At 43.5% G+C, this 12,039-nt stretch carries 12 protein-coding genes; 9 read left to right on the top strand and 3 right to left on the bottom strand.

The genetic code is table 11. The annotated features are described in order from the left end of the window. Positions 1-486, top strand: a 486-nt coding sequence (locus PX482_RS15730; protein ID WP_288122662.1) for an RNA-guided endonuclease InsQ/TnpB family protein, incomplete at its 5' end; no start/stop codon positions are given. A 46-nt stretch (positions 487-532) separates the two neighbouring features. On the opposite strand, the gene PX482_RS15725 is transcribed toward PX482_RS15730, so the two are convergent. After that, positions 533-1,708 carry a transaldolase gene (locus PX482_RS15725; protein ID WP_061432004.1) on the bottom strand — a complete coding sequence of 392 codons (1,176 nt, stop codon included), beginning with the start codon at positions 1,706-1,708 and terminating at the stop codon, positions 533-535. A 210-nt stretch (positions 1,709-1,918) separates the two neighbouring features. On the opposite strand from PX482_RS15725, the gene rpmI reads away from it, so the two are divergent. The 3 genes from rpmI to PX482_RS15710 are packed head-to-tail and all read left to right on the top strand — an operon-like array spanning position 1,919 to position 3,471. Beyond that, positions 1,919-2,122 (top strand): 50S ribosomal protein L35, encoded by a 204-nt coding sequence (gene rpmI / locus PX482_RS15720; RefSeq protein WP_002781071.1) that lies wholly within the window; start codon positions 1,919-1,921, stop codon positions 2,120-2,122. Positions 2,123-2,153: 31 nt separating this feature from the next. Further along, a complete protein-coding gene (gene rplT / locus PX482_RS15715; protein WP_002739593.1) occupies positions 2,154-2,501 on the top strand; it encodes a 50S ribosomal protein L20 in 348 nt (115 codons plus the stop codon). Between the two features lie 13 nt (positions 2,502-2,514). Then, positions 2,515-3,471 carry a PhoH family protein gene (locus PX482_RS15710; RefSeq protein ID WP_002743972.1) on the top strand — a complete coding sequence of 319 codons (957 nt, stop codon included), beginning with the start codon at positions 2,515-2,517 and terminating at the stop codon, positions 3,469-3,471. 399 nt (positions 3,472-3,870) lie between these two features. Here PX482_RS15710 and PX482_RS15705 read toward each other — a convergent pair whose 3' ends face one another. Next, positions 3,871-4,986, bottom strand: coding sequence for a fatty acid desaturase (locus tag PX482_RS15705; RefSeq protein ID WP_288095027.1), 1,116 nt, complete (start codon positions 4,984-4,986; stop codon positions 3,871-3,873). A 63-nt stretch (positions 4,987-5,049) separates the two neighbouring features. Further along, a complete protein-coding gene (locus PX482_RS15700) occupies positions 5,050-5,232 on the bottom strand; it encodes a hypothetical protein (protein ID WP_128575192.1) in 183 nt (60 codons plus the stop codon). Between the two features lie 429 nt (positions 5,233-5,661). Here PX482_RS15700 and PX482_RS15695 point away from each other — a divergent pair, with 429 nt between their 5' ends. The 5 genes from PX482_RS15695 (at position 5,662) to PX482_RS15675 (ending at position 11,853) form a co-directional block, all read left to right on the top strand. Beyond that, positions 5,662-7,143, top strand: coding sequence for a VMAP-C domain-containing protein (locus PX482_RS15695; protein ID WP_288024519.1), 1,482 nt, complete (start codon positions 5,662-5,664; stop codon positions 7,141-7,143). Positions 7,144-7,149: 6 nt separating this feature from the next. Further along, positions 7,150-8,109, top strand: coding sequence for an AAA family ATPase (locus PX482_RS15690; RefSeq protein ID WP_288095028.1), 960 nt, complete (start codon positions 7,150-7,152; stop codon positions 8,107-8,109). Next, positions 8,106-10,997: a formylglycine-generating enzyme family protein gene (locus tag PX482_RS15685; RefSeq protein WP_288095030.1), complete on the top strand. Its 2,892-nt coding sequence runs from the start codon at positions 8,106-8,108 to the stop codon at positions 10,995-10,997. Before PX482_RS15690 ends, PX482_RS15685 begins: the two co-directional genes overlap by 4 nt. Before the next feature lie 271 nt (positions 10,998-11,268). Next, positions 11,269-11,520 carry a UPF0175 family protein gene (locus PX482_RS15680; protein ID WP_016515782.1) on the top strand — a complete coding sequence of 84 codons (252 nt, stop codon included), beginning with the start codon at positions 11,269-11,271 and terminating at the stop codon, positions 11,518-11,520. Positions 11,521-11,628: 108 nt separating this feature from the next. Next, on the top strand, positions 11,629-11,853 hold the full coding sequence (locus PX482_RS15675) for a PIN domain-containing protein (RefSeq protein ID WP_502888563.1): 225 nt from the start codon (positions 11,629-11,631) through the stop codon (positions 11,851-11,853). Positions 11,854-12,039 lie beyond the last annotated feature (186 nt).

The raw sequence follows: 12,039 nt of genomic DNA, 5'->3' as shown, positions 1-12,039 counted from the left end.
CTTCAGGAGAAGATAGCAAGATTACACGAAAAAGTGTCTAATACCCGTAGAGATTGGCACTTTAAGTTAGCTCATTACCTTTGCGATTTTGCTGATAATATCTTCGTTGAGGATATTAACTTCGTTTCCTGGTCTAGAGGGATCGTTAGAAAACAATCTCTAGATTCGGGTATCGGTAGTTTTATTAATGAGATATTACCGTTTGTTGTTTGGAAACGGGGGAAATATTATCTTAAGGTCGATAAAAACGGAACTTCCCAGGATTGTCCTAATTGTGGCGCGTTCACCAGCAAAAAGTCGTTATCGGAAAGAGTTCACCGGTGTGATTCTTGCGGTCACATCGAACCAAGAGATACGGCATCAGCGAAGGTAATCGAGAACCGAGGAAAAAACGCGGTCGGACTGACCGTGTTAGAAAACGCTTGCGGAGGCGGTCGGTTGGGGGTCGTTCAGTTAAACCTGTTTGATCTAGTCAAGAGCCTATGAACCAAGAATCCCCCGCTACACCGCGCGAGCGGTTAGCGGGGGAGAGTCAAGCTTCCACTAAACGAAAAGCCGCACCCAAACCGACAGCGATCTCATCGGGAGAAATTCTGCCATCATGGTTAATATCGATCGCATCAAATACCGCATCGGTTCCCGCCCATTCTTCCCGGGTGATGAAACCATCCCCATCATGATCATAGACTCGAAAAATATCTTCGGCGGCGTGTTCTAGGGTTGACTGACCTTCCAACTGGGTTAAACGTTGAATCAGCAATTGTTCTAATAATTCTAAAGCTTTGGTAAAACCTTGAATACCTTCCGTTAGTTTTTCGGAAGCCATGGCATCTTCGGCGTGCATTTTCTCAAAAGTCGCTTGATCCATGGCAATTTTGACAATATCAAGGGTTGCGGCCTGTGCTGGATCGAGCTTACGGGGTAAATCGGCTTCTGTCTCTTGCAATTGTTCGAGCAGTTTCGGAGAAATGGTTAAAAGATCACAACCAGCTAACTCGCAAATTTCGCCGATATTGCGGAAACTTGCCCCCATAACTTCGGTTTTATAACCAAACTTTTTATAGTAGTTATAGATCTGGGTAACGGATTGGACTCCGGGATCTTCAGCGCCAACGTAGTCTTTACCAGTTTCTTTTTTATACCAATCGAGAATCCGACCGACAAAGGGAGAAATTAAGGTTACTCCCGCTTCCGCACAGGCGATCGCCTGATGAAAACCGAATAATAGAGTTAAATTACAGTGAATTCCCTCTTTTTCGAGGACTTCTGCAGCTTTAATCCCTTCCCACGTCGAGGCAATTTTAATTAAGACTCTTTCTCTAGAGATACCCGCTTGTTCATACTGGGAAATGAGATAACGGGCCTTGTCGATGGTAGCTTGGGTATCGTAGGAAAGACGAGCATCCACTTCGGTGGAGACGCGGCCGGGGACGATTTGCAGGATTTGCAGACCAAAACCGATCGCTAGGCGATCAAAAGCTAATTTGGCCACATCTTCCGGGGTGGCCTGCTTTCCCAATTCTTTTCTGGCCGCTTGCAGGGTTTGATCGACAATCGGCCGATATGGGGGCATTTGGGCCGCAGCCGTGATCAGGGAGGGGTTAGTGGTGGTATCTTGGGGGGTAAAAGCTTCGATCGCTTGGATATCGCCGGTATCGGCAACAACCACTGTAAATTGGCGTAATTGTTCTAGTAGGGTTTTAGCCATAACTTCTCCAGATGCGTGTTAACGCGAGACATTATCTGGATCTTAGCGATTCGATCAAGAGGAAGGGGAAAAATTCCCGATTGATTTAATTCCCAAGTACAGACCTGGCCAAAGTAAGGATGAGCCGGGGAATCTTTTGGCCACTCCTTGCCTAAAGTCCTCTATTTGTGATAGTATTAGTGATTGTGTCGATTTAATAAAAGGGAGTTTATGCCCAAGCTAAAAACGCGAAAGGCGGCGGCCAAACGATTCGAGGCCACGGGAAGCGGCAAAAAAATCAAACGTCGCAAAGCCTTCAAAAATCACCTACTCGATCATAAAAGTGCCGAACGCAAGCGCCGTCGTTTGTCCCAGATTACCTTGGTACACGAGCGCGACGAGAAGGAAGTGCGCTTAATGTTGCCCTATTTGTAAGTTTTCCAGAAAAATTGTCTAAAGGATTATCATGTCTAGAGTAAAACGGGGGAATGTCGCCCGCAAGCGACGCAAAAAAGTTCTCAAATTAGCCAAAGGTTTTCGCGGTTCCCACTCGCGCTTATTCCGTACAGCGAACCAACAGGTAATGAAGGCCTTGCGGAATGCCTATAGAGACCGTCGCAAACGGAAACGCGATTTTCGTCGTCTTTGGATTACCCGCATTAATGCCGCTGCTCGTCAACAGGGCATCAGTTACAGCCAACTGACCGGACAATTAAAGAAAGCTAATATTCTCCTCAATCGGAAAATGTTAGCTCAATTAGCTGTCCTCGATCCCGTCGCTTTTGCTAAAGTGGTAGAAACAGCCAAAGGATAATTTAGCCCCAAGCATGACGGAAACTTGGCAAACGATTCAATTCCCCAGTTCAGAAAGTGCGATCGCTTTAGCGGGTCATCAAGAAGCTAACCTCAAATTGATAGCCAAGCAAACTGGGGCGAATTTAGTCCTCAGAGGCATGGAATTGCGGATTGCGGGGCAACCAACCCCCGTGGAGCGTGCCACAGCGATTGTACGCTCCTTAAGTATTTTATGGCAAGAGGCCAAGTTAATCGCCGAAGCCGATATTATGACCGCTATCCATGCCCTCGATACGGGGCGTTCTAGCGAGTATAAAGAACTACAGCAGGATATTCTCGCTCGTACCCGTCGCGGGGAGCTAATTCGGGCAAAAACCTTCCGTCAGCGTCAATATATCCAAGCGATTCAAAGTCACGATATCACCTTTTGTATTGGACCTGCCGGCACGGGGAAAACCTTTTTAGCCGCCGTTTTAGCCGTACAAGCTCTATTAGAAGATAAAGTAGAACGGATTATCCTCACCCGGCCGGCCGTGGAAGCGGGGGAAAAATTAGGCTTTCTCCCGGGGGATTTACAGCAAAAAGTCGATCCTTTTTTGCGTCCCCTCTACGATGCTTTATACGAATTTATCGAAGCGGCCAAAATTCCCGACCTGATGGAACGGGGTAAAATCGAAATCGCACCCTTAGCTTATATGCGGGGACGAACCCTAGCTAATGCTTTTGTTATCGTTGATGAGGCCCAAAATACTACCCCAGCACAGTTAAAAATGGTCTTAACTCGCTTGGGATTCGGTTCGCGCATGGTAGTAACTGGAGATGTCACCCAAACCGATTTACCGCAACAACAGGAATCGGGGTTAATTGCCGCTCAAAAAATCCTCAAATCAGTAGAAGGGATCGCTTTTTGTTACCTATCCCGGGCCGATGTGGTGCGTCATCCCTTAGTACAAAAAATCGTCTCAGCCTACGAACAGCACGAAAAATAACAGATTGTTGAGATAGTCGCTCTTGTACTCTTGCGAGAGAGTATAGAATTAGGGTCTGTTGAAAAAGTTTGTTGGTGGGGGCAGGGTGTGGGGTGTAGGGTGTAGGGTGTAGGGTTTTACCCATTTTCAGGCGGTCAATTACCTAATTTTCAGGGAAAAAGTGCCTAAATTTCCCCCCGATCACTCCCATATCCGGTACTTTTTGATTGACAAAAGGTCTAAAAGTCTTATCCAACAAGGTTTTTAGCTTTATTCAGCAAGCCCGAATTAGGTTAATTTAACGCGATGTGCAACTAAAAACGACAGAATCAGGGTTCCAGAGGATACTTTATCTCTGCTGATTTCTGAAAGCCTTGTTGTAAATCAAGACTAAAAATATAGTTGCACACCGAGTTTAATTTAGCTTTTTCCCCTTAAACTAAAACCGACAAAGACGTAGTTTAAGGCGTTTCGGTATCCCCAAACCTCAAGGAATTGATAACGCTGCCATCCTTTCACCGAGCCAGTCTGAAAAGCTCTTAGGGTATATAGTTGGTTAGCCCAGTTGTGATCGTTTGGTGTAGCATGGTGAACACAGTGCGCCCCTAGGCTAACTGGAAGGATGATTAGCCGAATAAAGACTGCTCCCACTAATTCCGTGGACCATTTTAACCACTCTAACCAGTGGTCCGAGTGCGGAGGATAAGCACCCAAATATAGGGCAAAAGATTTACCAATTACCTGAGATTTAGCTCCCTCATTCTCATCGGCTTCATAGGCCCAATTATGCTCCGGTAGCTGTTGCAAGAGTGCGGCCGCATAGGTTCCGAGTTGGGTAAATACCGCCCAGAGTAAGCAGATTAAACAAGAATGGGTTAAACCCGCACAAATAGAGGCCAAGAAAAGCACAATCAGGGTAGCTATTTGATAGTTAATGGGAGCTTTAAGGAGATTAGTCAGGCGAGCAAGGAAGGTTTCTCCGTAAAACTTGGGAGAGAGTAATAACTTGCCCAAATTTTGCCAATAGAAGGCCTCTTCTTGGCCAAATTCAAAACCTAACTCTTCTACTAGGTAGGGGGTATTCCCCTTGTCATTCATGGTAGCTAAGTTTTTCGGCGGGTGGTGAATTAATAGGTGATCTTTTTTGAACAATGGAAAGGGCTTTTTCCAGGTAATTAAGGTGAGTAAACAACCTAAAAGATGGTTATAAGTGGGATATTGAGGGAAAAAAGCATTATGGGCGCAAAAGTGGGCTATTTCTTGCAATTGAGCCGCTCCAGCTACGGATAGCACCCATCCTAGGGGGATTAATTGCCAGTGGCTAAGAGCGATCGCTAATCCTCCTATATACTGGAGTATGCCATAGATTAGCTCTAAGGAGGGCGTGCTTTTCCAGAGAGGGGGGGTAAGGTAGTAGCCTGTTAGCCAGTCAAAGAAAGCTTGTACGAGACGATTATCGCTGAGTTGGAGCATCCCTAGGCGTGGATTATCCCTTAAAGCCGATGCTTGTGTTGGGGTGGGTTTTTTCAGTATCATGACAGTAGAAAATAAGTTGTACTGTCCTGAAAATGGTTAAATAACCAAATTCAGGCGGTTTTATTAGCTGTGCAGCTGTTCGATTTCTCGGTAGTGCTGGACTAATTGCCCATCACTAAAAAACGGCTTTGGAGAGATTTCTATCTCGATGGCGAGATTAATTACCCAAGCTTCTTTGGGTACATACCCCAAGCGATTTTTTAGCCTCTGGGTTAGTGATTTAATCTGATCAGTTGATAAATACATAGGCTTAATTCCTCTGTTTTTTTTCATAATAAACTTGCAAAATAGAGGAATAGGTAGCATTTTGATCGTCTTTTTTAAAATCTCCAAGGATCTTTTGGCGTGCTTTTCAGTGGCTAAAATGATCTTTTTAGCTTTCTCAAAGATCTTTTTGTTACAAACCGATCTTTTTGTTACAAACCGTTGCTAGTGCCTAGACAGACTTAAGTAGCTGGTTATAATTAAATTAAAAATGGATTTTAGGTTCGATCCCCCCTGCCCCCCTTGATAAGGGGGGTGCCGATCCCCCCTTAGTCCCCCCTTTAATCCCCCCTTAATAAGGGGGGCATCTGACAATTTTTAACGCCTAGACAGACTTATTGGCTCTTGCTTGGGAGTCCTGTGTGTGATAGGATTAGTGTTGAGTTACTTATCACTACAACTGTCTAAATTATGACTAAGGAAGAGTTGAAGGAAGAGTTTGTGGATAATGTCCTAGAATTGTTGCGCGAGGGAAAACAGAACCTAACTCTAAGTGAATTAGAATTAAAAGGTATTAAAGGATGTTATGAAAGATTAAAGTATTCAGAAATTTTAGCTTCAGCTAATTGTAATTGCACTGAAGGACATTTGAGAAGAGAAATGTCAAATTTTTTTGGGAAAATCACCAACGCCTTTAATCATGTAACAGGAGAAAATAGAGAAAAAATACAGAAAAACCAATTCGTGCCACTGATTACAGAATATATTAACTTAAAAAATAAATCGCAAATTATTAATAAGATTAACGTAGAGAATAATGATAAGATTAAAATCTTTGAAAAGTTAAATAATGAATTAAAGATAAAAAGACCGATGACTGCTGCTATAATCAAATCCTATTTATCTGATGATCCTAAAATACAAAATAGTAACCTTAAGGAATTGATTGAGAAGATTAAAGATTATGAAGAAAGTTTTTTGTTTAGCTTACTACATAACTTAGCTTATGATCAACGCCTTGATGATCCATTAATTCAATTAATTTTTGAGCAAACGGTCAATGATTTAAAAATGCAGACAAATATTAGTGACCTTGATTATGAGCAATTAACAAGCACACAATTGGAGCGGATTGAATTACCGAAGGAAGGGTTAGAAGCCTATTTAATTATAAAGGTGGACAGTAGCAAAAACCTTCAGTATAAGAATATTACGACTATTGAAAATATTGAAAAATATCTAATACGAGCTTGGTTTTGGCGATTAAATCCTAACAACATTCAAAACAAAGATATTAAGCATATACCCCTGTATGATCATAACCATACTTTAACCCATATTATTAATGACTGTCGAGAACGGAGTGAAGAAATAACGTCCGTTGAGTTCTTCGCCGATGAAAAGCTATTATCTAGTGATTTTGAATCTTGGGAGTATAAAAGTGAATTTAAACCAAATACTAAACTAAAAGAAAATTACTTTGTTAATAGTCGTCTTTCAGCAAGGTCTTGTATAGACAAAACTTCTGACCCATACAAAAAATGGATAAAAAAATGGGAGAAATTACAAAATGAAGCAATAATCGTAGAAGACATACAAGATAATGACTGTAAACATCACTGCCGCCGACAAGAAAATTTAACCCTATGGATTAATCTTTGTGATTGTCAACAAAGTCATGAAGAAATGCTTATAGAAATAGCATCAGAAGGCATACCTTTAGCCCTTTGGTCACGCCGTTATAATTTATCGCCAACTCACAAAGATGAAATTAATGCCCTAGTTAGCAATCAACCCATCACCGAACTGCCAAAACTAATACATAAGGCAAGAAATCCACCTGAAAAACAGGAATCCCAATCTGACTATTTCGGGCATCATTTATCATTACTTCTAGAAGACCCTAATCGGATGCCCCCCTTCCACTACTTAACATCTCAGCACCTAGGTTAACTAACTATGAGTTCATGGAAAATCTTTCAAGGCAATCATCAAAAACGCTCAAGGGATGAGATTCCCTGGCCAAAAATCCCACCTTGGCGAAGCTTCGCCACCAACAAATCCGAGGAGCGGGGAAAACAACTCATAGTTAACCCTAAAACCATCGAAACCGTAAACGCAGCCATTCACCTACGCCGGCCGATTTTAGTCACAGGGAAACCGGGTACAGGGAAAACCTCCCTAGCCTACGCAATCGCCTACGAATTAGACTTAGGAGAAGTATTAGTCTGGCCAATTAATACCCGCACCACCCTACAAGAGGGATTATACTACTACGACGCGATCGCACGTTTGCAAGATTACCAATTAGAAGAAAAAAAAGACATAGGGAAGTATATCCGCTTGGGTCCCTTGGGGACAGCCCTCTGTCCGAGAAATTATCCCCGGGTACTGCTTATCGATGAGATAGATAAAAGTGACATCGACTTACCCAACGACCTCTTAAACCTTTTTGAAGAGGGAAGATTTGAAATCACCGAACTTTCCCGACTCGCGAAAGATACCGAAAACGAACCAATACCAGTACAAACCCATGACGGTGAATGGGAATCCATCCCCCAAGGTAAGGTAAGCTGCCAACAGTTCCCCATAGTGATTATGACGAGCAACGGCGAGAGGGATTTTCCCCTACCCTTTAAACGTAGATGTCTGCTCTTAGAAATTCCCGACCCCACCCCAGAGGAACTAAAAAAGATAGTAAAAAGCCATTTTGATTATAAAGAAGCCAGTCCCGAAAGTAAAAAAATAGAAGCAGCGATCGCAGAATATGTTAAAAAACGAGAAAAAGGGCAACTAGCAACGGACCAGCTTTTAAACGCCGTCTTTATGAGCATAGGCGAAAAGAAACCCACAGGTAAAGAATTAGAAGACCTTACCAACCTACTATTTACCTATCTCACCGACACAGGCAATACATGACCCAAACCCTTCCCACACCAGAACTGATTGATAAATTTATCACCTTTGTCAAGGGCAGGGGATGGGACCTAGACAGTTACCAGATAGCTGATAGTTTATGGTGGTATGTTCTCACCCAAGAAGAAGAAGGAAAACCCCAACCCCGTCCAGAGCCTAGGGAAGAAAAGAAAGAAACCCCGACCACTAAAAACCCCCCCCAGGAGAGTAAAAACGAAACCCAAGAGCCAGCAGCCCCATCGGATGAAGTTCCCTTAATACGCGAGACAGAAGCACAAAAACAGCCTGAGAAGATAGGCGCAGACACCCTACCCATTAGCATCCCCGATGCCAAATTCTGGCGAGAAACCCGAAAATTAGGGCGGGCAGTGCGTCCCCTCATCCAAAAGATAGACTCAGCCACCCAAAGACAAATAAACCTAAACAGCACCGTACAGAAATCGGCCGAGTATAGCATCGGCAAGAAAGATGGCAGTTTAGCCCTAATACCCGTTTACCAAGCCAAAAAAGTCCGTTCCCTAGAGGTGGTTTTACTGATTGAAGAATGGGCCTCCATGGTCTTTTGGAAAGAAATGGCCGGGGAAATCCGCGATTGGCTAGAACAAATCGGGGCCTTTCGGGATGTCAAACTCTACCGCATCGGATGGGACGAAGACAGGCAAAATTTAGCCATCCGTACCTACTCTAACGATACTTGCTCAATTCACCCAAAAGATCTCATCCATCCTCGCGGCGAAAGACTTATCCTCTTCTACAGTGATTGTACTTCCCCAGACTGGTATCAAGGACGCTATAACCAAGCTCTTCAGGACTGGGGAAAACACCAAATCGTCACCCTGCTTTCTCCCTTCCCGGAAGCAATGTGGGAAAGAACCGCCCTTAGTCGAGGTTGGTTCGTCTCCCTAGTCAACCAAACCCCCCGGAAACCTTCACAAAACTGGAGATTTACCTCTATCCCCCTGCTGCTACAAATTGAGAAGGAAGAGGAAAATCAACATATTCTCAGAGAAACAATCCAAAAAACCTACTTTCCCCTACCCACCATCTCCCTAACCCCTTCATCCTTAAAAGCTTGGGCGCTCGTTGTCAGTGGTGACAGCAACGCCACCTGTGCGGGGGTACTACTAGAAAAATCCCCCCAAAACAGAGAAATACCCGCAACTATTTCTCCGGAGATGTCTGGGAAGCAAGCTCTAGAACTATTCGCCAGTACCGCCTCACCTCTAGCTTGGGAATTACTGAAAAAATTAGCCGCAGCCCCGGTAAATCTTCCCATCATCCGTCTTATCCAAAGCAAACTTTTAAGCGCCTCTAACCCCCTAAACATAGCAGAAGTTATCCTTAGCGGTTTTCTTAAAGTCTATCTAGGAGGGGAACCAGTGAAGTGGGACAAAGGAGGTAAATTTAAATTTCATACTCCCCCCAACAGCCTAGATTTTGAATTTGATGATGAGGTGAGAGAGCTTCTGCTCACTGAACTAGGGAATAGCCGCGCCTTAGAAGTAATTTTTGTCCTCTCGGAATACATCGCCCAAAAACTTAACCTGAGTACCACCACCTTTTTTGGTCTTATTCTTACCAATCCCCAAGTTCTCCTCGGCAAAGAAGCAGCTAATCTAGTTCGCGCCTTTGCCAAGGTATCTGCTAAGGTTTTCCAAAAGCTAGGGGAAGCAAAGTACCAAGAAATTAGCCAAAAGCTGCAATCTATGGTTGACTCACCTCCACCCCCACCGGTTGAGGAAAAGTGGCTGAGGAAATATAAAACCGTAACCATAGCTAAGGTAAAAGAGCTTACGCGAGGAGAGGAAATATTGTTTCAACTGCTCAAGGATAGACTTAAGGATTTCAGCGTAGAAGATGGGGAACTGTATCAGCGTCTTCGTTTAACCCCTGAGCAGCTTAAAATTTTGGCAAGCGAAGAAATAACCGCCGAGACAATCCCAGTCCAGTTTAGGGAAGTTTTGGATAACACAGAAGAAGAAATCATCACCGAGAAATTTAACCTAACCCTGTTTAAGTCTGAAACCGTTTTTGTGGATGAGACGGGACAAATTACCGCCAAAGAACCCGTGAGAGCCTTCTACTTTGAAGAAAATCCCCCCAGCTTAAAAATGCTCTATATTCCTTCGGGGGAGTTTTGGATGGGAACCGAAGCGGAGGAAATAGCGCGGCTAGTGAAAAAATACCGTAGGGATTGGTTCAAACGAGAATCCCCCAGACATTTAGTAAAAATCGCCCCGTTTTACCTAAGTCAAACTCCGATTACCCAAGCTCAATGGTTATATATTGCCCAAAGGGAAGATTTAAAAGTAGAGCGAGATTTAAAACCAGAGCCATCGCGGTTTAAAGGCAGCACAAACCCCGTTGAAAATGTATCTTGGTTAGATGCCGTAGAATTTTGCCAAAGGCTCTCTAAAATGACCAAGAAACAGTATCGGCTACCCAGTGAGGCGGAATGGGAGTATGCTTGTTGTGCCGGAACCACCACTCCCTTCCACTTCGGAGCAACCCTCACCTCAAATTTAGCTAACTACGATGCTACGCAACGCTTTGCTAAGGAACCGGCAGGAGAATATCGCCAGCAAACCACCCCAGTGGGGCAATTTCCCCCCAATGGTTTTGGTTTGTATGATATGCACGGCAATGTCTGGGAGTGGTGTCAGGATGACTTCTGGGAAAATTATCGACGCGCACCTAGGAATGGTAGTCCTCGGCTAGAAAAGAGCAAAAAACAGCAAAATCAGGCAAATAAAGCTCTGCGGGGCGGTTCTTGGTACTTCAATCCAGATAGCTGCCGTTCTGCTTACCGCAGCAACTACTACCGCCGCGACGACGGCCTCAACGGCAACGACGGTTTTCGGGTGGTGTGCGGTGCTGGGAGGACTTTGTAACCCTTTTTCTCTTTTTTCCCTTTTTACCCTTTTTCTCTTTTTCGATTTTTTTTGAACAAATGTACTAGATGAGGTTGGCTGATAAGTAGCTGGTTATAATTAAATTGAAGACGGGTTTTAGGTTTTCCCCTTATCAAGGTAGGGTTGATTCATGAATCAACCCTACAATCAAACCTAGAATCAACCCTACAATCAAACCTAGAATCAACCCTACAATCAAACCTATCAACCCTACAATCAACCCTACAATCAATTAATCCTAGGATTCATCATGTACCAAATCACTCTTTCCCTACCCGATGAAACCGCTCTCGCTTTACATCTCACTCCAGAACAACTAGCACAGGAAATCTCTCTTCTTGCTGCCATTAAACTTTATGAATTGGGAAAACTTTCCTCTGGCAGTGCTGCCAACTTAGCAGGTATTCCGCGAGTTGTTTTTCTCTCTAAACTTGCAGACTATGGAGTTGATACCTTCCGACTCAAGGAAGCAGAATTAATCGAGGATCTGGCTAATGCCTAACGTCATGCCGATACATCACCGATTCAATACCTCTATCAGACTAACTTACTTGACTGATTCCCTGTCACTGATTTAGGAAAAGGAGAAAAAGAAGTATTAGCTTTAGCAATAGAAATTCCCGATTCTATCGCTTTACTTGATGATGGCTTGGCAAGACGGTATGCCAACTTATTAGGAATAAAACTCACTGGAACAATGGGAATATTATTAAAGGCTAAACAAAATGGTTATCTACACCGTATTGAGCCAATTCTTAATCAACTAGAGTTGCTGAAGTTTCGCTTAGATGCCACTACTCGTACTTCTGTCTTAAAATTAGCTGGTGAAGGATAGAGTATGAAATCTATCGATCTATTTTAATATTTTTGGCATTAAGAGTTTCTTCCATCTTCATAACTTGGAAAGCCACAAAAAAGCACCCCCTCGCGGGAGTGCCTTTTCATTCAGACTAGGAATTATACTAAATCCTGTTTAAAAAGTATAGGATAGTGGGGTGTGGGGAGAAACAATTCATAACTT

The sequence above is a fragment of the Microcystis sp. M53602_WE12 genome (genome assembly GCF_030065455.1).
GTDB lineage: Bacteria > Cyanobacteriota > Cyanobacteriia > Cyanobacteriales > Microcystaceae > Microcystis > Microcystis aeruginosa.
This window is presented reverse-complemented; position numbering and strand designations above follow the sequence as displayed.

What these genes read in the sequence shown, in the direction of transcription:
- PX482_RS15690 (WP_288095028.1), top strand. Translation starts at nt 7,150, where the DNA reads ATGAGTTCATGGAAAATCTTTCAAGGCAATCATCAAAAACGCTCAAGG.
- PX482_RS15680 (WP_016515782.1), top strand. Translation starts at nt 11,269, where the DNA reads ATGTACCAAATCACTCTTTCCCTACCCGATGAAACCGCTCTCGCTTTA.
- PX482_RS15705 (WP_288095027.1), bottom strand. Translation starts at nt 4,986, where the DNA reads ATGATACTGAAAAAACCCACCCCAACACAAGCATCGGCTTTAAGGGAT.
- PX482_RS15700 (WP_128575192.1), bottom strand. Translation starts at nt 5,232, where the DNA reads ATGTATTTATCAACTGATCAGATTAAATCACTAACCCAGAGGCTAAAA.
- PX482_RS15685 (WP_288095030.1), top strand. Translation starts at nt 8,106, where the DNA reads ATGACCCAAACCCTTCCCACACCAGAACTGATTGATAAATTTATCACC.
- PX482_RS15725 (WP_061432004.1), bottom strand. Translation starts at nt 1,708, where the DNA reads ATGGCTAAAACCCTACTAGAACAATTACGCCAATTTACAGTGGTTGTT.
- rplT (WP_002739593.1), top strand. Translation starts at nt 2,154, where the DNA reads ATGTCTAGAGTAAAACGGGGGAATGTCGCCCGCAAGCGACGCAAAAAA.
- rpmI (WP_002781071.1), top strand. Translation starts at nt 1,919, where the DNA reads ATGCCCAAGCTAAAAACGCGAAAGGCGGCGGCCAAACGATTCGAGGCC.
- PX482_RS15695 (WP_288024519.1), top strand. Translation starts at nt 5,662, where the DNA reads ATGACTAAGGAAGAGTTGAAGGAAGAGTTTGTGGATAATGTCCTAGAA.
- PX482_RS15710 (WP_002743972.1), top strand. Translation starts at nt 2,515, where the DNA reads ATGACGGAAACTTGGCAAACGATTCAATTCCCCAGTTCAGAAAGTGCG.